This is a genomic window from Nocardioides cavernae, assembly GCF_016907475.1.
GTDB classification, from domain to species: domain Bacteria; phylum Actinomycetota; class Actinomycetes; order Propionibacteriales; family Nocardioidaceae; genus Nocardioides; species Nocardioides cavernae.
This window is the reverse complement of record NZ_JAFBCA010000001.1, coordinates 3,970,575-3,990,610: the sequence shown is the minus strand read 5'-3', so window position 1 is coordinate 3,990,610 and position 20,036 is coordinate 3,970,575. Positions and strand designations below refer to the sequence as shown.

General features: G+C 72.2%; 24 protein-coding genes. 11 read left to right on the top strand and 13 right to left on the bottom strand.

All coding sequences use genetic code 11. The features are described from left to right. Nucleotides 1–29: 29 nt before the first annotated feature. A complete protein-coding gene (locus tag JOD65_RS18795) occupies nucleotides 30–1,613 on the bottom strand; it encodes an MXAN_6640 family putative metalloprotease (protein WP_191195074.1) in 1,584 nt (527 codons plus the stop codon). Between the two features lie 62 nt (nucleotides 1,614–1,675). Further along, on the bottom strand, nucleotides 1,676–2,071 hold the full coding sequence (locus tag JOD65_RS18790; RefSeq protein ID WP_191195075.1) for an FAD synthase family protein: 396 nt from the start codon (nucleotides 2,069–2,071) through the stop codon (nucleotides 1,676–1,678). A gap of 37 nt (nucleotides 2,072–2,108) precedes the next feature. Between JOD65_RS18790 and JOD65_RS18785 the strand changes: the two genes are divergently transcribed. Next, the gene (locus JOD65_RS18785; protein ID WP_191195076.1) at nucleotides 2,109–3,428 is read left to right on the top strand and encodes a DUF445 domain-containing protein; all 1,320 of its coding nucleotides are present in this window, start codon (nucleotides 2,109–2,111) and stop codon (nucleotides 3,426–3,428) included. Nucleotides 3,429–3,495: 67 nt separating this feature from the next. Here the strand turns inward: JOD65_RS18785 and JOD65_RS24115 are convergent, their stop codons facing one another. After that, nucleotides 3,496–4,713, bottom strand: a complete 1,218-nt coding sequence (locus JOD65_RS24115) for a phospholipase D-like domain-containing protein (protein WP_191195077.1) — start codon at nucleotides 4,711–4,713, stop codon at nucleotides 3,496–3,498. A 19-nt stretch (nucleotides 4,714–4,732) separates the two neighbouring features. Here JOD65_RS24115 and JOD65_RS18775 point away from each other — a divergent pair, with 19 nt between their 5' ends. After that, complete coding sequence (locus JOD65_RS18775) at nucleotides 4,733–4,987, top strand: RNA-binding S4 domain-containing protein (protein WP_191195078.1); 255 nt, start codon at nucleotides 4,733–4,735, stop codon at nucleotides 4,985–4,987. Nucleotides 4,988–5,017: 30 nt separating this feature from the next. On the opposite strand, the gene JOD65_RS18770 is transcribed toward JOD65_RS18775, so the two are convergent. Both JOD65_RS18770 and JOD65_RS18765 read right to left on the bottom strand, forming a co-directional pair. Next, nucleotides 5,018–5,818, bottom strand: a complete 801-nt coding sequence (locus JOD65_RS18770) for an ABC transporter permease (protein ID WP_191195079.1) — start codon at nucleotides 5,816–5,818, stop codon at nucleotides 5,018–5,020. Continuing rightward, on the bottom strand, nucleotides 5,815–6,711 hold the full coding sequence (locus JOD65_RS18765; RefSeq protein ID WP_191195080.1) for an ABC transporter ATP-binding protein: 897 nt from the start codon (nucleotides 6,709–6,711) through the stop codon (nucleotides 5,815–5,817). Before JOD65_RS18765 ends, JOD65_RS18770 begins: the two co-directional genes overlap by 4 nt. A gap of 140 nt (nucleotides 6,712–6,851) precedes the next feature. On the opposite strand from JOD65_RS18765, the gene JOD65_RS18760 reads away from it, so the two are divergent. Both JOD65_RS18760 and JOD65_RS18755 read left to right on the top strand, forming a co-directional pair. Then, on the top strand, nucleotides 6,852–8,015 hold the full coding sequence (locus JOD65_RS18760; protein ID WP_191195081.1) for a sensor histidine kinase: 1,164 nt from the start codon (nucleotides 6,852–6,854) through the stop codon (nucleotides 8,013–8,015). Next, the gene (locus JOD65_RS18755; RefSeq protein WP_307821262.1) at nucleotides 8,012–8,695 is read left to right on the top strand and encodes a response regulator transcription factor; all 684 of its coding nucleotides are present in this window, start codon (nucleotides 8,012–8,014) and stop codon (nucleotides 8,693–8,695) included. Before JOD65_RS18760 ends, JOD65_RS18755 begins: the two co-directional genes overlap by 4 nt. Before the next feature lie 19 nt (nucleotides 8,696–8,714). Here the strand turns inward: JOD65_RS18755 and JOD65_RS18750 are convergent, their stop codons facing one another. From JOD65_RS18750 to JOD65_RS18740, 3 genes are all read right to left on the bottom strand, one after another. After that, the gene (locus tag JOD65_RS18750) at nucleotides 8,715–9,056 is read right to left on the bottom strand and encodes an FKBP-type peptidyl-prolyl cis-trans isomerase (protein WP_191195514.1); all 342 of its coding nucleotides are present in this window, start codon (nucleotides 9,054–9,056) and stop codon (nucleotides 8,715–8,717) included. Between the two features lie 53 nt (nucleotides 9,057–9,109). Then, the gene (locus JOD65_RS18745) at nucleotides 9,110–9,541 is read right to left on the bottom strand and encodes a CBS domain-containing protein (protein ID WP_191195082.1); all 432 of its coding nucleotides are present in this window, start codon (nucleotides 9,539–9,541) and stop codon (nucleotides 9,110–9,112) included. 83 nt (nucleotides 9,542–9,624) lie between these two features. Then, the gene (locus JOD65_RS18740; RefSeq protein ID WP_191195083.1) at nucleotides 9,625–10,515 is read right to left on the bottom strand and encodes an inositol monophosphatase family protein; all 891 of its coding nucleotides are present in this window, start codon (nucleotides 10,513–10,515) and stop codon (nucleotides 9,625–9,627) included. A gap of 41 nt (nucleotides 10,516–10,556) precedes the next feature. On the opposite strand from JOD65_RS18740, the gene JOD65_RS18735 reads away from it, so the two are divergent. Beyond that, the gene (locus JOD65_RS18735) at nucleotides 10,557–11,018 is read left to right on the top strand and encodes a DUF2231 domain-containing protein (RefSeq protein WP_191195084.1); all 462 of its coding nucleotides are present in this window, start codon (nucleotides 10,557–10,559) and stop codon (nucleotides 11,016–11,018) included. A gap of 16 nt (nucleotides 11,019–11,034) precedes the next feature. On the opposite strand, the gene rsgA is transcribed toward JOD65_RS18735, so the two are convergent. From rsgA to JOD65_RS23830, 4 genes are all read right to left on the bottom strand, one after another. Beyond that, complete coding sequence (gene rsgA, locus JOD65_RS18730; RefSeq protein ID WP_191195085.1) at nucleotides 11,035–12,039, bottom strand: ribosome small subunit-dependent GTPase A; 1,005 nt, start codon at nucleotides 12,037–12,039, stop codon at nucleotides 11,035–11,037. Continuing rightward, nucleotides 12,036–13,322 carry a 3-phosphoshikimate 1-carboxyvinyltransferase gene (gene aroA / locus JOD65_RS18725; protein WP_191195086.1) on the bottom strand — a complete coding sequence of 429 codons (1,287 nt, stop codon included), beginning with the start codon at nucleotides 13,320–13,322 and terminating at the stop codon, nucleotides 12,036–12,038. Before aroA ends, rsgA begins: the two co-directional genes overlap by 4 nt. 18 nt (nucleotides 13,323–13,340) lie before the next feature. Continuing rightward, a complete protein-coding gene (locus JOD65_RS18720) occupies nucleotides 13,341–13,871 on the bottom strand; it encodes a DoxX family membrane protein (RefSeq protein ID WP_191195087.1) in 531 nt (176 codons plus the stop codon). A 76-nt stretch (nucleotides 13,872–13,947) separates the two neighbouring features. Further along, the gene (locus JOD65_RS23830; RefSeq protein WP_191195088.1) at nucleotides 13,948–15,738 is read right to left on the bottom strand and encodes a sigma-70 family RNA polymerase sigma factor; all 1,791 of its coding nucleotides are present in this window, start codon (nucleotides 15,736–15,738) and stop codon (nucleotides 13,948–13,950) included. 216 nt (nucleotides 15,739–15,954) lie between these two features. Between JOD65_RS23830 and JOD65_RS18710 the strand changes: the two genes are divergently transcribed. The 6 genes from JOD65_RS18710 (at nucleotide 15,955) to JOD65_RS24215 (ending at nucleotide 19,330) form a co-directional block, all read left to right on the top strand. Next, complete coding sequence (locus JOD65_RS18710) at nucleotides 15,955–16,707, top strand: hypothetical protein (RefSeq protein WP_191195089.1); 753 nt, start codon at nucleotides 15,955–15,957, stop codon at nucleotides 16,705–16,707. 37 nt (nucleotides 16,708–16,744) lie between these two features. Beyond that, complete coding sequence (locus JOD65_RS18705; RefSeq protein WP_191195090.1) at nucleotides 16,745–17,500, top strand: SOS response-associated peptidase; 756 nt, start codon at nucleotides 16,745–16,747, stop codon at nucleotides 17,498–17,500. After that, nucleotides 17,497–18,159: an alpha/beta hydrolase family protein gene (locus JOD65_RS18700; protein WP_191195091.1), complete on the top strand. Its 663-nt coding sequence runs from the start codon at nucleotides 17,497–17,499 to the stop codon at nucleotides 18,157–18,159. Before JOD65_RS18705 ends, JOD65_RS18700 begins: the two co-directional genes overlap by 4 nt. 63 nt (nucleotides 18,160–18,222) lie before the next feature. Beyond that, nucleotides 18,223–18,882: a sigma-70 family RNA polymerase sigma factor gene (locus tag JOD65_RS18695; RefSeq protein WP_191195092.1), complete on the top strand. Its 660-nt coding sequence runs from the start codon at nucleotides 18,223–18,225 to the stop codon at nucleotides 18,880–18,882. Then, nucleotides 18,879–19,163: a mycothiol system anti-sigma-R factor gene (rsrA, locus tag JOD65_RS18690; RefSeq protein ID WP_307821260.1), complete on the top strand. Its 285-nt coding sequence runs from the start codon at nucleotides 18,879–18,881 to the stop codon at nucleotides 19,161–19,163. The genes JOD65_RS18695 and rsrA overlap by 4 nt, the downstream gene beginning before the upstream one ends. Nucleotides 19,164–19,255: 92 nt before the next feature. Next, nucleotides 19,256–19,330, top strand: a complete 75-nt coding sequence (locus JOD65_RS24215) for a 50S ribosomal protein bL37 (protein WP_369759046.1) — start codon at nucleotides 19,256–19,258, stop codon at nucleotides 19,328–19,330. A 69-nt stretch (nucleotides 19,331–19,399) separates the two neighbouring features. On the opposite strand, the gene JOD65_RS18685 is transcribed toward JOD65_RS24215, so the two are convergent. Next, nucleotides 19,400–20,011 (bottom strand): maleylpyruvate isomerase family mycothiol-dependent enzyme, encoded by a 612-nt coding sequence (locus JOD65_RS18685; protein WP_191195093.1) that lies wholly within the window; start codon nucleotides 20,009–20,011, stop codon nucleotides 19,400–19,402. Nucleotides 20,012–20,036 lie beyond the last annotated feature (25 nt).

Genomic DNA, 20,036 nt, shown 5'->3' with positions numbered 1-20,036 from the left:
CTGATCAGCCCCTGGCTCGGAGTGGCCCGTCACTTGGTGACGCGCCCCTTGACAGCGAACCGCAGCTTGTCGTCGAGCGGCTTGCCCGCGCAGGCGAGCAGGGTCTTGCGGCCGCACTGGTAGCGGGTCGAGGCGTTGACCAGCGTCACCGTCACGGCGCCGACCTTGCGGTTGTCGAAGGGCACCTTGATCCGCCCGTCGCCTCCGCGGTTGAGCTTGACCGTCTTGACCTTGCGCTTGCCGTCGAGCTGGTGGACGACCACCACCGCGGCCGGCGTGGTGCGCTTGGCGGGTCCGGAGACCTGCAGGCTCAGCTTCCACTTCTTGCCGTCCAGACCCTTGCCGGGGCCGTAGACGTAGGACGCGGAGGCCAGGTGGTTGACCTTGGTGCCGAAGCGCTTGGCGCGCTTGCGCTTGCTCAGCAGCTTCGCGCCGCGGACCTTGGGGCCGGGGTACTCGGCACCCTCGGGGAAGTTGGCGGCCGGGGTCAGGTTGCCGGCGGCGAACCGGGCGTAGTTCTTGGTCAAGCCGCCCTTGCGCTTGAGCACCTTCTGCAGCGCCGGAAGGCTGTTCTTGCCGCCGTCCTTCTTGAGGGTGCCGGCCTGCTTCCAGGTCTTGAGCACAAGCCCGTTGCCGTAGCGCGCGGTGAGGTACTCCCAGAACACCCAGTTGCCGTACTGGAAGCCGTTGGTGCGGCTGAAGGCGTCGAGCGGGATGTTGGGCGCGTAGATCTGGCTGACGGGGAGGTACTGGCGGTTGTCGTTGACCGCGGTCGCGATCCGCTCCTCCATCCAGGTGGCCGTGGACTCCATCATCCACGGGTCCTCGGCGTAGTCGTAGGCGTACTGGACGGCGTGGAAGAACTCGTGCCCGGCGGTCACGACCAGGTTGTCGAGGGGCGTGCCGTTGGGGAACTGGGCGGCGGCGAAGTCGTTGTCGAGCACGCAGTAGCCCGAGGCGGTGCGCTTCTTGGCCCTCTTCTCACCGGCGCAGAAGCCGTAGAGGTCACCGCCGAGGTCCTTGAGGTAGACGTCGAAGAGGGGGCTGCCGCCCTGCGACCCGTCGCGCACCGGCGCGCGGTAGCCCATCTGGTCGACGACGGTGGTCCACACCGAGTCCATCACCGCCAGGTTCTGCGCGACCCAGTCGGGCGACGGCGGGGCGTCCGTGCCGGTCGGCACGTAGTGGACGCACAGGCGGGTGTTGCACACCGGCGGCGCCTCGGCGACGGTGTAGCCGAAGCCCTGCTCGTCGGTCACGCCGTCGGTGGGGCGGGCCAGCAGGGCGTCGGCCTGACGCCGCTCGGTGCCGGTGAGCTTGGAGCGCTTCATCCAGAGGTCGCGCAGCACCAGCGTCGCGGACTGGTCGCTCGGCCGGGCGTTGCCGGCGAGGACGCGGCGCGCGGTCGCGAGCGTCTCCGTGGCCGTCGGCTCGATCTGCTCCTCGAGGACCGGCACGGCCGGCTCGGGCGTGAGCTCGAGCAGGTCGGAGGGGTCGAGGACCCCGAAGGACCCGGGCGTGCCCGGACGGTCGGTGTCGGCAGCGACGGCCGGGGCGCCGAGCGCCCCGCCCACCAGTGCGATGGCCACAGCGGTGGTGACGATTCTGCGCATGGTTCCCCTCGTGTCGGTCATGTCCGGGACGACCCTAACCCGGCGACCCTGCCGGGCCCGGGTCACAGATCCGCGATGTGCTCGATGATCGCGGTGGTGGAGATCGCCGGGGTGCGGGCGAGGTAGACGACCTCGCAGACGTCCCCGAGCTCGTCGAACTTGCCGGCCCAGTCGTCGCCCATCACGAGGACGTCCGCGCCGTGCTCGACGACGTAGTCGCGCTTCTGCTCCAGGCTCTCCTCGACGAAGACGGCGTCGACGACCTTGAGTGCGCCGACGATCGCGAGCCGCTCGCGCTCGCTGAAGATGGGAGCGCGGCCCTTCTTGCGCTCGTTGAGGGCGTCCGCGGACACACCCACGACCAGCCGGTCACCCAGCGCGGCGGCGCGCTCGAGGACGCGCAGGTGCCCGACGTGGAAGACGTCGAACGTCCCGAAGGTGATCACGGTGCGAGGCATGCGCGGCATTCTGGCACGGTCGGGGAGGATGGCTGGCATGGCCGCCACCTCCGCCACCTCCTCCGCTCGCTCGTCGTCGAGCTCCCCGCCGAGCCCGCCTCCGATCTCCCTGATCACCCCCGATCCCGGGATGGACGAGGCCCGTCGCCGCGGGTTGCGTCGGATGCGGACCGTGGCCGTGGGACTGCTGCTGCTCGCTGCCTGCGTGTACGCCGCCACGCTGGGGCGCGACGGGTTCTGGGGGTTCGTCAACGCGGGCGCCGAGGCGTCGATGGTCGGCGCGATCGCCGACTGGTTCGCGGTGACGGCGCTGTTCAAGCACCCGCTGGGCCTGCCGATCCCGCACACCGCGCTCGTGCCCAAGCGCAAGGACGAGCTGGGCAAGGGGCTCGAGGAGTTCGTGGGGGAGAACTTCCTCCAGGAGGACATCATCCGCGAGCGGGTGGCCGCCGCGACGATCTCCGCCCGGGTCGGGGCCTGGCTGGCGGAGCCGGCCCACGCCCGGCGGGTGGTCGACGAGGTGGCCGAGGTGGCCGTGATCGCGCTCGGCAAGGTCCGCGACGACCATGTCGCCGACCTCGTCACGCACGCCCTCGTGCCACGGTTCCGCGAGGAGCCCATCTCGCCGCTCCTGGGGACGACGCTGATGGAGGTGCTGCGCGACGACCTCCACCACGGCCTGGTCGACCTCGCGGTCGACGAGCTGCACAGCTGGCTGGTCGACAACCCCGAGACGTTCACCCGGGTGCTGGAGGAGCGGGCGCCGTGGTGGGCGCCGCCCAAGCTCAACGACGCCGTCACCTCACGGCTGCACGTGCAGGCCCTGGCGTGGCTCGAGGACATCCGCGACGACCCGCACCACCGGGCCCGCGAGGCGCTGGACTCGATGCTGGGGCAGCTGGCCCACGACCTGCTCAACGACGAGGAGACGGTCCGCCGCACCGAGGCGCTCAAGGAGCGCCTGCTGGAGCACCCCCAGGTCGTGACCACCGCGATCTCGCTGTGGAAGGCGATGCGCTCGGCGCTGCTCGGCTCGATCCGCGACCCCGAGGGGGCCGTTCGCCAGCGGCTCCTGGCCGAGCTGAGCGCGTTCGCGGAGCAGCTGCGCGACGACGCCGCGCTGCGCGAGCGCCTCGACCGGATGGCCGCCGACCTCACGGTCTTCGCGGTCGAGCGCTACGGCGCCGAGGTGACGACCGTGATCACCTCCACGATCGAGCGCTGGGACGGCAAGGAGGCGGCGCGTCGCATCGAGCTGCACGTCGGTCGCGACCTGCAGTTCATCCGGATCAACGGCACGATCGTCGGCGGCCTGGTCGGCGTGCTGATCCACGCGATCAGCGTCCTGGTGAACTGACCCGCAGTTCCTGGACGAGTGGGCCCGGCTCGACGTTCACCCGTGCTTGGTACGAGCAACCTTCGAGTCAGCGGCGACAGGGCTTCATCACGGGCATGACCCGCGACCGGCTCTGGTGCGCGCGGGCGTACGCGTCGTCGAAGTGCGCGAGGTACTGGTCGTGCAGCCAGCGGTTGTCCACCACGCGGAGCATCACCTCGTCGTTGTAGAGGAGGCCGCCGCACGTGGTGTTGGAGGTGCCGGTCACCACGAGGTGCGTCGTCCTGCCGCGGAGCTTCGCGTGGGCCACGAGCATCTTGTCGTGGGTCAGCACGGTGCGGACCTGGCGGTCCGGGATGTCACCGCTGGGCAGCTCGCGCTGCACCCAGTTCTCCACCGTGTCGCGCGAGGTGACGATCCGCACTCGGCAGCCCCGGTCGGAGAGACGCGCCAGCTGGGCGCGTACATCGGCGCGCTGGATCACCGCGATCATCGCCGAGACGTCCCGGGCGCCGCGCGTGCAGGTGATGTCCTGCAGCGTCGAGAGCAGCAGGTCCTTGCGGTTGGGGTAGACGGCCGCGGTCACCGACCCGAACTTCTGCACCTTGCGATGGTCGTCCCACCGCTGGCCGCCGACCGTCAGGCTCTGTGCCTCCATCCGGGAGAAGTACTCCACGCCGAAGTTGTAGAGGGCCGGGTCGTCGATCTTGATGAACGAGTTGTACTGGCGGTACTGCCGGTCCTCGAGGTTGGCCGACGACGTCATGAACGACTGCACGCCGCCGATGTCGGTGACGTAGAACTTCAGGTGCTGCACGTCCTGGCTGTCGGGATAGGGGCCGGGGGCCCGCCACGGCAGGCAGGCGCCGTCGCAGATGGTGACGTTGCGTCGCGCCGGGTCCTGCTCCTCCAGCGTGGTGATCAGTCGTCGTCCCTGCTTGTTGAGGCGGAGGTCGTCGTCACCGACCAGGAGCACCGTGGCACCGCGGCGCTGGGCAGCGAGGATCGCGTCGGTGGGCGGCTTGATGTCCCAGCGGAACATCGCGATGCGGATCGTGTCGCCGGGGCCGGCCGTGTCGAAGAGCCGGCTCGGGCGGTCGAGGACGGTCGGGTCACTGGGGACCGTGGGCGGGGAGGTGAAGCACACCTCGACCCCGGCCTCCGCCTGGCACCCGGTCTTGCCCGGCACCTTGCCCGCCGGCTCGGCGGGTCGGGCGCTCGCCGGATCACCGGGCGTGGTGACGGCCATCAGGGGCGTCGCGAGGCAGAGCGACGCCGCGGCGAGGAGGAGGCTTCGGATGCGCACGGAGACCTACCCTAGAGACATGTCACCGACCAGCGAGCCCGTCGACGTCCCGATCCGTGACGAGTCGATCCGACTGGGCCAGTTCCTCAAGCTCGCCAACCTCGTCGAGAGCGGCGCCGAGGCCAAGCCGGTGATCGCGGACGGCGCGGTGCAGGTCAACGACGAGGTGGAGACGCGACGGGGCCGCCAGCTCGTCCCCGGTGACGTGGTCACGCTGGGCGGGCTGGCGGCCCGTGTCGCCACCGGGGAGGTCGAGATCGACGTCCCGTGGTGAGGCGACGGGGGTGAGGTGAAGGCCCCCCGGCTACTTCACCTCACGCGTGAGCACCCGCCAGGTGCCGACCGCCAGGGGCAGCAGCACCCACACGCCGACGCCGGTGCCGAGCTGGGCCCAGTCCTGGCCCGCCATCTCCCCGGCGAACAGCGGACGGGTGACCGAGTCCAGGTCGATCCAGCGGCCGACGTCGGCGAGCGAACTGAAGACCTGCGTGGCGATGGTCCAGGCCGTGGGCAGAACCAGGACCGTGACGATGGCGACCGGGGTGTTGAGGAACAGCAGCCCGAACGCGACGCCCTGCAGGACGTAGATGAGCAGCGCCAGCACCAGACCTGCTCCGGCCGCGGCGTCGAGGTCCCACGTCCCGGTGCCGGCCAGGTTGGCGAGCGCTGCGGCCGCGAAGGCGACCGCCGTGACGACCAGGCCCAGCGCGAGGGCGCCCAGCGCCTTGGCCAGCACGACGCGGCCGCGGCGCGGTTCGAGCGTGAAGGTGACCAACCCGGTGCGCTGGGTCCACTCCGCGGTCGCCGCCATGATGCCGATGACCGGCAGCAGCATCGCGAGCGGCAGCGTGGCGATCTGCAGCAGGTTGTCGAAGGTCGCGTCCTCGGCAGGTCCCCAGATGACGAACGCGGCCAGGATGAAGACGGTCAGCGCGGCCATGACGATGACCATCCAGCGACCGGCGCGGGTGTCGACCATCTTGCGCACCTCGGCCTGCAGGGTGCGCGAGAACGGCACTCCCGGACGCCCCGGCAGGGCGGAGGCGGTGCCGGCCGTGCCGCCGCCGACGGCGGGTGCGGTGCCGGGCTGGGTGTCGGTGCTCATGCTGCGTCTCCTTCACGAGAGGTGGCGGCCGTGAGGCCGAGGAACATCTCCTCCAGACCCTCCGAGCCGCCGGATCGCAGCTCGAGCAGGACGAGGGACTCGCGGGCGGCGATCTCGCCGACCACGCGGGGCTCGGCCTCGACGACCAGGCCCGAACCGGTGCGGGTGACGGGCACGTCGGCGGCCTGGAGCAGCTGGGCGAGCCGTGCGTCGTCGGTGGAGGACACCGTGGTGCCGCCGCGGCTGAGGAGCTCCTCCTTGGAGCCCATCGCCACGATCCGGCCGCGTCCGATCATCACGAGGTCGTCGGCGACGATCTGCACCTCGTGCAGCAGGTGGCTCGACAGGAGCACGGTCCCGCCACCGTCGGCGAAGCGGCGCAGCAGCCCGCGCATCCAGTGGATGCCCTGCGGGTCGAGCCCGTTGGCGGGCTCGTCGAGGACGAGGACCTGCGGCTCGCCGAGGAGGGCCGCGGCGATGCCGAGACGCTGGCGCATGCCGAGGGAGTAGTTGCGGACGCGGCGACCGGCCTCCTCGTCATTGAGGCCGACGAGCGCGAGCGCCTCCTCGACGCGGGTCCTGGAGACCCCGATCGAGATGGCGGCGACCCGGAGCACCTCGCGGCCGGTGCGGCCGGGGTGCTGCGCGGACGCGTCCAGCATGACGCCGACCTGTCGGCCGGGGTTGTGCAGGTCGCGGTAGGGCTGGCCCAGCAGGGTCGCGCGGCCCGAGGTGGGCGGCGTCAGCCCGGTCATCATCCGCATGGCGGTCGACTTGCCGGCCCCGTTGGGTCCGAGGAAGCCGACGACGCTCCCCGGGCGGACCTCGAAGGAGATGTCGTCGACGGCGGTGAACCCGCCGTAGCGCTTGGTGAGGTTCTCGACTGTGATCATGGCTCCAGCCTCGTGCCGCCGGTGGTGCCGGGACATCGGGCGCAGGGCTCGGCGGGGTCCGACCTGGGTATCGGACCGGGCTCCGGGACGACACCTTGGTCTGACGCGGGTGTCCCGGCCGTGCACCTAGGGTCGGTGCCATGGTGAGGACGGGTCGGCTCGCAGCGACCTGGCGCTACGCGCTCGCGGCCCTCATCAGCCTGGTCGCCTGGGGCGTCCCGCTGATCAGTGCCGCGGACCGCGCCTCCGAACCCATCGTCCTGTGGTGGCTGGTCGGCGACCCGCTGCTCGGGCTGCTGTCGTTCGTGCTCATCCGCTGGCGGCACCGCCAGCCGGCGCTCGTCGCCGGCCTGCTGGTGGCCTTCTCCTTCGTCTCCGCGTCCAGCGCCGGACCGGCGTCGTGGATCATCGGCTCGATCGCCTCCCACCGCCGCTGGCGGCTGCTCGCGGTCGTCGCGCCCCTCAACGTGCTCGCCGGGATCGTGCAGGAGCGGGTGGGTCTCACCGAGGACACCCTGCCCCTCTGGGCCTCCATCGCCTTCGGCTGCCTCGTCGTGGGCATCCTGACTGCCACCGGCTACGCGATGGGTGCCCAGCGTCAGCTCGTCGACTCCTACCGGGAGCGGGCGCTGACTGCCGAGCGTGAGCAGCAGGCGCGCGTGGCGCAGGCCCGGGCTGCCGAGCGCACCCGCATCGCTCGCGAGATGCACGACGTGCTCGCCCACCGCATCTCCCTCGTGGCCATGCACGCCGGTGCCCTCGGCTACCGCTCCGACCTGAGCGAGGAGGAGCGGGGGAGCGCCGCGAAGTCGATCGAGGACAACGCGCACCGGGCCCTCTCCGACCTCCGGGCCGTGCTCGGCGTGCTCCGCGACCCGACGCAGCCCGCGGACGTCGTCCCCGAGCGACCCCAGCCCGGCCTCGACGACATCGCGGCGCTGGTGGCCGAGGAGCGGGCCGGCGGGATGCGCGTACGCCTGTCCGACCGCGTCGACGACGACGTGCCGGCCGCCACGGGCCGCACGGCGTACCGGATCGTGCAGGAGGCGCTGACCAACGTGCGCAAGCACGCACCGGGCACGGCCGTCACGGTGGACGTGGCCGGATCGGCTGCCGACGGTCTCGTCATCGGTGTGCGCAACGCGGCGCCGGTCGGTCCGGCAGCAGCGCCGTCCCTCCCCGCGTCCGGGCTGGGTCTGCTGGGGCTGGCCGAGCGGGCGGCCCTGGCGGGCGGCCGGATCAGCCACGGCACCGACCCGGGCGGCGGCTACGCGGTGCGGGCGTGGATACCGTGGGACACGTGACGGGGGCGAGCAGCGGGGGCGTGGTGCGGCTCGTCGTCGTCGACGACGACCCCATGGTGCGGGCGGCCCTGCGCATGATGCTCGGCGGCGACTCGGGCCTGGCCGTCGTCGCGGAGGCGAGTGACGGCGAGGAGGCGCTGCGCGTCGTTCCGACCTCGGATGCCGACGTGGTGCTGATGGACATCCGGATGCCGGTGCGCGACGGGCTCAGCGCCACGGAGGAACTGCTGGCGGCCGACCCGGGCCTGAAGGTGATCGTGCTGACGACCTTCGACACCGACGACATGGTGCTGCGCGCCCTGCGCATCGGTGCGGCGGGCTTCCTGCTGAAGGACACCCCGCCGGCCCGGCTCGTCGAGGCGATCCGCACGGTGGCGTCGGGCCAGCCGATGCTGTCGCCCAGCGTCACCGCCCAGCTGATCGCCGCCGTCAACCGCACCGACCGGGCCGCCGAGGAGAAGGACCGGACGCGGTCGGCGCGCGATGCCCTCGACGCCCTCACCGAGCGTGAGCGCGACGTGGCCGACGCGGTCGCACGCGGCCTGAGCAACGCCGACATCGCGGCCGAGCTCTACATGGGTGTGCCGACCGTGAAGACCCACGTGGGGCGGCTGTTCACCAAGCTGGGCGTCGAGAACCGGGTGCAGGTCGCGATCCTGGTCCACGACGCCCAGGCGTAGGTGGTCCCTCAGCAGGCGGTCAGCGGACCTCGATCAGGTCGACCACGAAGATCAGGGTCTCGCCCGGCTTGATGACGCCGCCGGCGCCACGGTCGCCGTACCCGAGGTGCGGCGGGATGACCAGCCGGCGGCGGCCGCCGACCTTCATGCCCTGCACGCCGGTGTCCCAGCCGGAGATGACCTGGCCGATGCCGAGGCGGAACTGCAGCGGCGTGCCGCGGTTGTAGGACGCGTCGAACTCCTCGCCCGAGGAGTGGGCGACGCCGACGTAGTGCACCGAGACGGTGGAGCCGGAGGTGGCCTCGACACCCTCTCCCTCGACGAGGTCGGTGACCTCGAGGTCGGCGGGCACGTCGCCCATGTGCGGGTCGACGTCGGGCTTCTCGCTCACAAATCTCTCCAATCGTTGGTGTGTCAGGTCTGGTGCACGTAGTGGTCGAGCTGGTCGCGCTCGAACTCGAGCTCACCGATCCGGTTCTTCACCACGTCACCGATGCTGATGATGCCGGTCAGCCGTCCGTCGGCCACCACCGGGACGTGCCGGATGCGGTGCTCGGTCATGGTCTGCATCAGGTCGGTGAGGCCGTCGTCGGCCGCGCAGGTCCGCACGTCAGCGGTCATGATGGAGCTGACGGCGTGCTCGAGCACCGTGGCGTCCTGGTGCAGACGGCGTACGACGTCGCGCTCGCTCACGATCCCGGCGACCCGCTCGCCGTCCTCGCTCACCACCAGGGCGCCGACGTTGTGCTCGGCGAGCAGCGCGACCAGCTCGCGCACGGTGGCCTCCGGACCGATGGTCACGACCGCCTGGTTGCCCTTGTGCTGGATGACGTCCTTGATCTTCATGGTGCCGCCTCTCGTCCCGCAGAACTGGTGAGAAGTCACCGTAGCCAAGCCGGACAGTGAGGGACAGGGGCGAACGACCCGCCTCAGTCGAGCACCGGCGGCGCCTGCCGGGCCCGCAGGCTGCTGACCGAGCCCGGCCCACGGCGCGGCACGTCGGGGTCGGTGCCGTCGTCGTCCATCGCGCCGAGGAAGGACAGCGCGGCGTCGTGCAGGTGACCGTTGGACGCGAGCGCGTTGCCGCCCCACGGCCCGTCGGTGCCGTCGAGGGAGGTGAACCGCCCGCCGGCCTCGCGCACGATGACGTCCAGGGCGGCCATGTCGTAGACCGCGAGCTCGGGCTCGGCGGCGATGTCGACGGCGCCCTCGGCGAGCAGCATGTAGGACCAGAAGTCCCCGTAGGCGCGGGTGCGCCAGCAACGGCGCGACAGCGAGACGAAGTCGTCGAGCCGGTCGCGCTCGTCCCAGCCGGACAGGGACGAATAGCTCAGCGACGCGTCCTCGAGACGACGTACGTCGCTCACCTCGCACTTGGTGGCCTTGAGCAGCGAGCGGCCCGTCCAGGCGCCGTTGCCCACCGAGGCCCACCACCGGCGCTGCAGCTGCGGTGCGGAGACCACGCCCAGCACCACCTCGTCGTCGATGGCGAGCGCGATGAGGGTCGCCCAGACCGGCACCCCGCGCACGTAGTTCTTGGTGCCGTCGATGGGGTCGACGATCCACCGGCGCTGGCTGTGCCCGGTCGTGCCCTGCTCCTCGCCGATGACCGCGTCGCGGGACCGGACGCGTGACAGTGTGCGGCGGATGCCCTCCTCGACGGCCTTGTCGGCGTCGGTGACCGGCGTCAGGTCGGGCTTGCTCATGACGTGCAGGTCGAGCGCCTTGAAGCGGGCCTGGGTCAGCGAGTCCGCGTCGTCGGCCAGGACGTGGGCCAGCCGCAGGTCGTCGGTGTAGTCGGTGGAGCCGGTGATGGGCATGTCCACAGGCTATTCCCAGCCTCGCCCCCTAGCCTGCACGCATGGAGCTCAACGGTGTGCCGCTGCACCCCCTCGTCGTGCACGCAGTCGTCGTCCTCGGGCCGCTGGCAGCCCTGACCGGCCTGGTCTACGCGGCGGTGCCGAAGTGGCGCTGGTTGCTGCGGTGGCCGCTCGTCGTGCTCGCCGTCGTGGCAGCCGGCGCGTCGGTGCTGGCCACCCAGTCCGGGGAGGCGCTGCTCGAGTCGCGGCCCGAGCTCGCCCCGATCGTGGAGGATCACGAGGAGTCGGGTGAGCTGATGCGCAACGTGGCGCTCGGCTACGCGGTGCTGTCCGCGCTCGCGGCCTGGGCGCTGGGCGGCGTCTCCGCGCTGGCGTCCGGGAAGGGTGCTCGCGAGACGCGCTTCGGCGTCCCGGTCGCCGTGCTGCTGGCGGTCGGCGCGGTCGCGCTCCTCGTCACCGCCTACCTCGCGGGCGACTCGGGCGCGAGGGCCGTCTGGGGCTGACCCCGGCCCGGCCCGATCACCAGTCGGTGGCCGAGCGGGCCGCGAGCAGTCGGCGGAACGACTCGACCCGGTCGGGGTCGGCCTCGCCCGCCTCGATCGCCTCGTCGAGCCCGCACTCCGGCTCGTCGCTGCCGTGGGTGCAGCCGCGGGGGCACGTCTCGGTCATCTCGTCGAGGTCGGGGAACGCCTCGATGAGGTTCTCCGGCTGCACGTGGGCGAGCCCGAACGACCGGATCCCGGGGGTGTCGATGATCCATCCGGCTGCGTCGGGCAGCTCGAGGAGGTAGGCGCTGGTGGAGGTGTGGCGACCGCGTCCGGTGACGGCGTTGACGATCCCGACCTCGCGGTGGGCGTCGGGCACCAGTGCGTTGACGAGGGTGGACTTCCCGACGCCGCTGTGGCCGACGAACACGCTGGTGCGCCCGCGCAGCCGCTCGCGCAGCTCGGCCAGGTCGCCGGCGCCCTCGCCCTTGAGCTGGGTGACGACCCAGGGCACGCCGAGGGAGCGGTAGGTCGACAGCAGCACCTCGGGGTCGGCCAGGTCGGCCTTGGTGAGGCACAGCAGCGGCGCCATCCCGGCGTCGTACGCCGCCACGAGCGCGCGGTCGATCAGGCGCGGGCGCGGCTCGGGATCGGCCAGCGCGGTCACCACGACCAGTTGGTCGGCGTTGGAGACGATCACCCGCTCGACCGGGTCGTCGTCGTCGGCCGTGCGGCGGAGCGTGGTGGCGCGGGGGACCACCTCGACGATCCGGGCGAGCGACCCGTCGTCGCCGCTGGTGTCACCGACCACGCGGACGTGGTCGCCGACCACGACGCCCTTGCGGCCCAGGGGGCGCGACTTCATCGCCATCACCCGATGGCCGTCGACGAGCAGGGTGAAGCGGCCGCGGTCGACGGTGACGACGCGACCTGCGACGGCGTCGTCGTAGGTCGGACGGTCCTTGGTGCGGGGGCGGGTGCGGCGGCGAGGGCGCTCGTAGTGCTCGTGGTCGTGGTCCGAGTAGCGCCCGGTCGTCACGAGGTCGCCCCGGGCCCGTGCACGGCCCGGCTCCACGCGCTCGCGAAGTCGGGGAAGGTCTTCGCCGTGGTCGCGACGTCCTCGACCAGCACATCGTCGACCGCGAGGCCGAGGATGACGCCCGCGTGGGCCATGCGGTGGTCGGAGTAGGTGCGGAACGTGCCGCCGTGCAGGGTCGCCGGCCTGATCGTGAGCCCGTCCTCGCGCTCGGTGACGTCTGCCCCCAGCCGGCCGAGCTCGGCGGCCAGCGCGGTGATGCGATCGGTCTCGTGGCCGCGGATGTGCGCGACCCCCCGGAGGTGGGAGGGGGAGTCGGCCAGGGCGCAGAGGGCGGCGACCGCCGGGGTCAGCTCGCCCACGTCGTGCAGGTCGAGGTCGACCCCGGACAGCCGCGGGGGTCCGGTCACGGTGAGGTCACCGTCGACCAGGTTCACCTCGCAGCCCATGAGGGTGAGGATCTCGCGCAGCTCGTCGCCGGGCTGCGTGGTGGCGGCTGGCCAGTCGGTGACGGTGACCCGGCCGCCGGTGGCGGCCGCGAGGGCGAGGAACGGGGCCGCGTTGGACAGGTCGGGCTCGATGTCGTGGTCGACGGCGCGGACCGGCCCGGGGGCGACCGACCAGCGGTTGGCGTCGCCGTCGTCGACGTCGACCCCGTGCTGGCGGAGCATCTGCACCGTCATCTCGATGTGGGGGAGCGACGGCACCGGCTTGCCGACGTGGCGTACGTCGACGCCCTGGTCGTAGCGGGCGCCCGCGAGCAGCAGCGCCGAGACGAACTGCGACGAGGCGCTGGCGTCGATGGTGACCGTGCCTCCGGGCACGGAGCCCGTGCCGCGCACGGCGAAGGGGAGTGCCCCCCGACCGCCGTCGTCGACCCGGACACCGAGCGCGCCCAGCGCGGTCAGCATCTGGCCGACCGGGCGCAGCCGCATGTGGGGGTCTCCGTCGAAGCGGACCGTGGCGTCCGCCAGCCCGACGACCGGCGGGACGAAGCGCATCACCGTCCCGGCGAGGCCGCAGTCGACGTCGGCGTCGCGGTCCCAGGCGGCAGGCGCGACCGCCCAGTCCCCGGAGCCGATGTCGTCGATGCCCGTGCCGAGCGAGGTGAGGGCGGCGGCCATGAGCAGCGTGTCGCGCGAGCGCAGGGGACGTCGTACGACGCTCGGGCCGTCAGCGATCGCGGCGAGCACGAGGGCGCGGTTGGTGAGCGACTTGCTGCCGGGCAGCGAGACGACCCGGTCGACGGGGTCCGTGGGGCGCGGGGCCGGCCAGAGGTCACTCACCCGCGCACCCTATCGAGGTCAGGTCAGGTGGGCCTTGGCGAGCTTTGCCTCGCGGCGGGCGTCCTTGGCGACCTGCTTGGCCTCGCGGCGCACGTCGGCGGCGGCGCGACGGGCCCGCCAGGCCAGCCCGGGCTTGCCCTCGGTGTCGACCGCGGCGAGGAGCAGGCCGCCGAACACTGAGGTGTTCTTGTAGAACTGCAGGCGCTGGGCGTTCTTGGTCTGGGGGTCGTTCTCGTTCCAGAAGGCGTGGCCGGCGAGGGTCGTGGGCACGAGGGATGCCGCCAGCACGGTCGCGCTGAGACGCGGAGCGCGTCCGGTGGCCAGGGCGGCGGCGGCCAGGATCTGGGCGCCGGCGTTGATCCGGACGAGTGTGGCCGGGTCGGTGGGGATCGGGGCCTTGGGCACCGCCTGCCGGGCGACCGGCACCACCTTGTCGGTCACCTTCTTCGCCTTCGCCGCGTGAACCTCGGTGTTGCGGAGGGCGTTGATGCCGCCGGCGACGAAGATCGTGGCCAGCATGGGACGTGCGAGCAACCGGGTGATCGTCATGCGTCCCTGTCTACACGATGCGCGGGGGAGGGCGCTCCGTCCACAGGGGTGCGGCCCCGGGCCGAGCGCCGGGTGGTCAGCCGAGGGTCGCGCGCCAGGTGTTGTTGCCGCTGTCGGCGTCGCTCCCGGGTGGCGTCAGCGTCGCCACCACCGCGCCGCCCTGCGGGATGACCACCTCGACGGTGACGGACGTGTCGCCCGAGACCTGGCAGGTGGCGACCGTCTTGACGGCGGTGCACCGACCGTCGGCGGTGCGGACGACCTCTGCGTCGATGCCCTCGATCCGCAGCTGGGCGGTCGTCCCGCCGAGACCTGCCACCCGCACCACCACGGTGTACGTCGGACGTGCCCCGCCGACCGTCCCGGACACCGAGGCGTCGGCGGCCGGCGGCGTCGGGCTCGGGTCCTGGGTGGGGGTCGGGTTGGTCGTGGGGTTGGTCGTGGGGTTGGTCGTCGGGTTGGTCGTCGGGTTGGTCGTCGGGTTCGAGGTCGGGTTCGAGGTCGGGTTGGACGTCGGATTCGACGTCGGATTCGACGTCGGGTTCGAGGTCGGGTTCGAGGTCGGGTTCGAGGTCGGGTTCGAGGTCGGGTTCGAGGTCGGGTTGGACGTCGGGTTGGACGTCGGGTTGGACGTCGGGTTCGAGGTCGGGTTCGACGTCGGCGTCTGGCCCGGGACGGTGCCCTGCGTGTCGTCGCTGTCGAGCGTCGGGTCGGTGCCCTGCGTGGAGTCGGATCCCGGGGTGGTGTCGGTGGCGGGGACGGAGCCGGGGGTGACGTCGACGTCACCGGGCGGAAGGACGCGCGCCGGCGGACCGGATCGGAGCCGCAGGCTCCTCGGCGACCGGTCGCCGGTGATCGAGGAGGCATCCCCGCCGGCGCTCGTGGTCGAGCTGTCCGACGTCGCAGCACGTGTCGGTGCGGCGGTGGGTGTGGTGGGGCCGCGCAGCCCGAGGGCGATCCCGCCGGCGACGACGACGGTGCTCACCGCCACCCCCGCGACCGCGGCGACACCGGCGTTGCCCGTCAGCAGGTCGCGGACGCGGCCCAGCACCACTCCGATGCCGACCGGCGCCACGGCGGAGACGGCGGTGGAGCCGACGTAGGCGGTCGCGACGCCACCGAGGAGGAGCGGGGCGAGGAGGGCGCCGAGGTTGGAGTTGACCTCGGTGAGCTCGAGGTAGATCGCCATGCACGAGCGGCACTCGTCGAGGTGGTGCTCCACCTTGGTCGCGTCGCGGCGCGACGAGGCGCCACGGACGTAGGCCCCGAGCTGGCCGTGGGTCCACCGGCAGGTGTCCTCGTCGAGCTCCGCGGCGTGCTGGGTCAGGAAGGCCTGGCGGAGTCCCTCGCGGGCGCGGTAGGCGAGCGCGGAGACCGAGTTGGCGCTCATCCCGAGCATCGGTGCGATGTCGGCGGGCTTGTCGCCCTCCACCTCGGTGTGCCACAGCACGAGCTGCCAGCGCTCGGGGAGGCTGGCGAAGGCGGCTGCGGCTGCGGCGCTCTCGAAGCCCTCGACAACCGTGTCGCGGAACGGCACGCCCGGGTCGAAGGCCTCCATGTCGTCGGTCGTGTGCAGCCGGCTCCCGGCCCGGAAGCGGTCGACCTGGAGCCGGCGCACCGCGGTCAGCAGGTAGGCGCGGAAGGCGAGGTCGGGGCCGCCGCCGCGCTGGAGCACCGCCAGCACCTTGACGAACGCCTCGGAGACGAGGTCCTCGGCGTCCCCCGCGGGGACGAGCTGGCGCGCGAGCCGACGGGCCGCGTCGACGTGGCGCTCGAAGAGCGTGCCGTAGGCATCGAGGTCCCCGCCGCGCACCGCCGAGATCAGCTCGGCGTCGCTGGGCGCCTCGACGCTGGTGGTCACGCTCATGGTTCGACGCTCATGTTGGACGCTTCCGGGAACCTCACCCGACGGTCGTCGGGCCATCCGACTCTATCCCGCAGGGGCATCGACGGCCCCGGAAAGTGAAGAAACGGAAACGTCGGTCTGGTCCGCGTCATGGGTCGCCATGAGCACCGTCACATTCACAGAGCATGGGCTGGGCACGACCAGCTCATGACCGGAGGACCCGGAGGGGGGTATGCCGTGAAGATCTTCGCCACGCTGGGGCGACGACTCGCGGCTGCCGATCCTGGGGTGAGCGAGCCGGAGCCCACCGTCGAGCGGTCGGGGTTGCCGCACCGGTTCGAGGCTGTCGGAGAAGCGCTCACCTCAGGATCGGACGTCATCGACGTCTGTTCCGTCGCGGGCCAGGAGCTGGCCCGCGACGGGGCGTCCGTCGAGGAGACGCTCGCCGGGCTGCGCGCCACGTGGCAGGGGGTCACCGGCGACGATCCGTCGTACGACGTCGTGACGGCGCTGGTCACGGCGTGGAGCGAGACCACGCTGGGCTACCTCAACCAGCTCTCCTGCGAGGACCCGCTCACCGGGCTGTCCAGCCAGGCCCACCTGCGCAGCCGGCTCTCGGAGCTCTACCGCCTCGGCGGCGCCGGGACGGACGCCGGCATCGGGGGCTACGCCCTCGTCGTCTTCGAGATGCCGTCCGGCGGCGACCCGTCCGACGAGCCCGGCGACCACTTCACCCGGGCGATGCGCGTGGCGCGGTCGGGCGAGCTGGCGCGCACGGCGTTCGCCCGCGACGAGACCGTCGCACGCCTCGGCATGCACCGGGTGGGGATCCTGACCCGGCGCGACGACCACCTCGGACGGCGGGTCCGGGTGCTGCGCACCCTCCTCGACGGGACCGAGCCGCACGGCTTGGTGCGGGTGTGGATCGAGGGGCTCCCGACCACCGATGCCGTGGCCGGCATGCTGCTCGACGAGCTGGCCCGCGGCTGAGCGGACCACCGCGCCGGGCTCCCCTAGGGTGGGTCCCGTGTGCGGTCGCTATGCCTCGTCCCGGAGCCCGGACGACCTCGTCGAGGAGTTCGAGGTCGTCGACACCCGGATCGCTGCGCCGCTGGCGGCCGACTACAACGTCGCGCCGACCAAGGAGGTCTACGCCGTCGTCGAGCGCCCGCCGTCGCGGGAGTCCGGGGGGGACGCGTCCGAGCCCCCGCAGCGCCAGCTCCGCGTCCTGACGTGGGGGCTCGTGCCGTCCTGGGCCAAGGACCCCTCGATCGGCAACCGGATGATCAACGCCCGGATGGAGACCGTCGCGGAGAAGCCCGCCTACCGCAAGGCCTTCGCCACCCGGCGGGCGCTGCTGCCGGCCGACGGCTACTTCGAGTGGTACCCGACGTCGCGCACCAACGCCAAGGGCAAGCCGGTCAAGCAGCCCTTCTTCATCCGCCCCAAGGACGGTGGCGTGCTCGCGATGGCCGGGCTCTACGAGATCTGGCGCGACCCGACGAGGGCCGAGGACGACCCCGCCCGGTTCCGCTGGACCTGCACCGTGCTCACGACGGAGGCCGAGGACTCCCTCGGCCACATCCACGACCGGATGCCGCTGATGGTCGAGCGCGAGCGCTGGCACGAGTGGCTCGACCCGACCACGCCCGGTGACACCTCGCTCCTCGTGCCCGCGGCCCCGGGTCGCCTCGAGGCCTACGCCGTGCCGACGTTGGTCAGCAACGTGCGCAACAACGGACCCGAGCTCGTCGAGCCGCTGCCCCTGGAGGATGTCGAGTGAAGAAGGCTTCTGTCCGGACGGTCGCCACACCCCACGGTGAGGGTCGGCTGCACACGCGTCGTGCCACGAGCCCGATCGCGACGATGCTGCTGAGCCACGGCGCCGGCGGGGGCGTGGACGCGCGGGACCTGTGGGCACTGGCCGACGCCCTGCCCGCCCAGGGCGTCTCGGTCGTCCTGTTCGAGCAGCCGTGGCGGGTCGCGGGCCGCAAGATCGCGACCGCCCCGCCGACCCTCGACGCCGCCCTCCGGTGCGCCGCCGACGTGATGCGCGTGCGGACGCCCCTCGTCGTGGGCGGCCGGTCCGCAGGCGCCCGCTCCGCGGCCCGTACGGCGCGCACGCTGGGCGCATCGGGATGTCTGGCCCTGTCCTTCCCGCTGCACGCGCCGGGCAGGACCGAGCCGACCAGGATGCCGGAGCTGCAGGCCGTCGGTCTGCCGACGCTCGTGGTGCAGGGGGAGCGCGACCCGATGGGGCGGCCCGAGGAGTTCCCCGGCGACCTCGACGGGCTCGACGTGGTGGTGATCCCGGGCGGCGACCACGGCCTCAAGGTGCCCGCGCGGGGCGAGGTGAGCCAGGACGAGGCGATGGGGATCGTCGTCGAGTCGACGCTCGAGTGGATGGTGCGCGAGGTCGTCGGGAATCCCCGGCGGGGGTGAGGTGTTCAGGTCGGTGTGACTGCACTGACCCTCGATCGACCCACGGCGGTACTGTGGGAGGCGATGACTGAATCGCTCCGGGACGAGATGTCCCCACCTGCAGAGGTCGCCGTCGAGGACGAGACCTCCGACCAGCGCTCCGCACGCTTCGAGCGCGACGCGCTTCCCTACCTGGACCAGCTCTACGGCGCGGCGATGCGGATGACCCGCAATCCCGCCGACGCCGAGGATCTCGTGCAGGAGACGTTCGCGAAGGCCTACAGCGCCTTCCACCAGTTCAAGCCCGGCACCAACCTCAAGGCCTGGCTCTACCGGATCCTGACGAACACCTACATCAACTCCTACCGCAAGAAGCAGCGCCAGCCGCAGCAGTCGATGTCCGAGGACGTGGAGGACTGGCAGCTCGCCCGCGCGGAGTCGCACTCCTCGACCGGCCTCCGGTCCGCGGAGATGGAGGCGCTCGAGCACCTGCCCGACTCCGAGGTCAAGGACGCGCTGCAGCGACTGCCCGAGGAGTTCCGCCTCGCGGTCTACCTCGCCGACGTCGAGGGGTTCCCCTACAAGGAGATCGCCGAGATCATGGACACCCCGATCGGCACCGTCATGTCGCGCCTGCACCGCGGACGCCGCCAGCTCCGCGACATGCTCGCCGACTACGTGCGGGCCAACGACCTGCTGCCGGCGTCCACCGTGCCCGGCCTGGGAGAGGGGAACGAGTCGTGAGCAGCCACGAGCACGACATGGAGCACGGCAAGGACGACTGTGTCGACTACATCGAGCGCATCGTCTACTTCATCGACAACGAGCTCGACCAGGCCGACTGCGCCGTCGTCGAGATGCACCTGCGCGAGTGCGGTCCGTGCCTCGAGCGCCACGACCTCCAGAAGGCCGTCAAGCAGCTCGTCGCCCGCTCCTGCTCCGAGTCCGCGCCCGAGTCCCTCCGCGACCGCGTACGCCTGCAGCTCCGCGAGGTGCGGGTGCAGATCACCGAGGGCAACGCCTGAGCCTCGGCTCGACCCGGCCGTGCCCGACCCGATTGGCCGCCTCCGGGCGGATTTGAGACACTGCTCCGAGCACCGACTCCAGGAGGACCACCATGGGCAAGACCGGACGCAAGCGCCGCGCTCGCAAGAAGAAGGGCGCGAACCACGGCAAGCGCCCCAACGCCTGACGCGCACCCGCGCCGTCATCTCGTAGAAGTCCCCGCCACGGCGGGGACTTTTGCATGTCCGGACCTGCCTCAGGAGAGGGCGGCCACCTCGCCGCGCAGGTGGTGGTGTGCCTCGGCGCGCCCCGCCGCAGCGAGCAGCAGCCACTGCGCCGGCCCCTCCACCCGTCGTCCCGCCCCGGCTTCCCACGCCACGTCGGTGGCCACGAGGCGGACGTCGCTCAGGCGCGGACCGATGGGCATGCGCCGCGACCACCACAGCACGCGCTCGAGGGCCACGACGGCGGCGTCGGTCGGCATCGGATGGTCGACCTGCAGCGGGACGCAGATGTCCTGCGTGTGCACCAGGACGTCGAGCAGCGGTTCGCGCTCGGACACCAGCGGGACGGTCCGCCTCGAGCCCACGAACCCGCGCAGCCGCTCGACGATCTCCTCGTGGCCGAGCGGGCTGCGGATCGCGGAGTCGCGGACCATCGCGTGGTAGCGGAAGCCGGACCGGACGGCCGCGGCGAGGAGCTCGCGTGCGCCGGCGTGGGAGAGGGCGAGGTGGGCGGCCACGTCACGGACCGTCCACGCGGCGCACAGCGACGGCGTCCTCCACGCGTCGTCGGGGAGGCCGGCGAGCACGTCGGCCAGCGCGCTGCGCTCGGTGTCGATGTGGCTCCAGATCGTGTCGCTGTCCATGGTGTCACCTAGTAGTCAGATTATC

Bases quoted from the DNA above. Each gene is read 5' to 3' on its own strand.
- JOD65_RS23830 (WP_191195088.1), bottom strand. From the start codon at position 15,738: ATGAGCGTGACCACCAGCGTCGAGGCGCCCAGCGACGCCGAGCTGATC.
- JOD65_RS18785 (WP_191195076.1), top strand. From the start codon at position 2,109: ATGGCCGCCACCTCCGCCACCTCCTCCGCTCGCTCGTCGTCGAGCTCC.
- JOD65_RS18750 (WP_191195514.1), bottom strand. From the start codon at position 9,056: ATGGGCGACGTGCCCGCCGACCTCGAGGTCACCGACCTCGTCGAGGGA.
- JOD65_RS18685 (WP_191195093.1), bottom strand. From the start codon at position 20,011: ATGGACAGCGACACGATCTGGAGCCACATCGACACCGAGCGCAGCGCG.
- JOD65_RS18695 (WP_191195092.1), top strand. From the start codon at position 18,223: ATGACTGAATCGCTCCGGGACGAGATGTCCCCACCTGCAGAGGTCGCC.
- JOD65_RS18735 (WP_191195084.1), top strand. From the start codon at position 10,557: ATGGAGCTCAACGGTGTGCCGCTGCACCCCCTCGTCGTGCACGCAGTC.
- JOD65_RS18745 (WP_191195082.1), bottom strand. From the start codon at position 9,541: ATGAAGATCAAGGACGTCATCCAGCACAAGGGCAACCAGGCGGTCGTG.
- JOD65_RS18740 (WP_191195083.1), bottom strand. From the start codon at position 10,515: ATGCCCATCACCGGCTCCACCGACTACACCGACGACCTGCGGCTGGCC.
- JOD65_RS18765 (WP_191195080.1), bottom strand. From the start codon at position 6,711: ATGATCACAGTCGAGAACCTCACCAAGCGCTACGGCGGGTTCACCGCC.
- JOD65_RS18770 (WP_191195079.1), bottom strand. From the start codon at position 5,818: ATGAGCACCGACACCCAGCCCGGCACCGCACCCGCCGTCGGCGGCGGC.
- JOD65_RS18720 (WP_191195087.1), bottom strand. From the start codon at position 13,871: ATGACGATCACCCGGTTGCTCGCACGTCCCATGCTGGCCACGATCTTC.
- JOD65_RS18790 (WP_191195075.1), bottom strand. From the start codon at position 2,071: ATGCCTCGCACCGTGATCACCTTCGGGACGTTCGACGTCTTCCACGTC.
- JOD65_RS18795 (WP_191195074.1), bottom strand. From the start codon at position 1,613: ATGCGCAGAATCGTCACCACCGCTGTGGCCATCGCACTGGTGGGCGGG.
- JOD65_RS18775 (WP_191195078.1), top strand. From the start codon at position 4,733: ATGTCACCGACCAGCGAGCCCGTCGACGTCCCGATCCGTGACGAGTCG.
- JOD65_RS18760 (WP_191195081.1), top strand. From the start codon at position 6,852: ATGGTGAGGACGGGTCGGCTCGCAGCGACCTGGCGCTACGCGCTCGCG.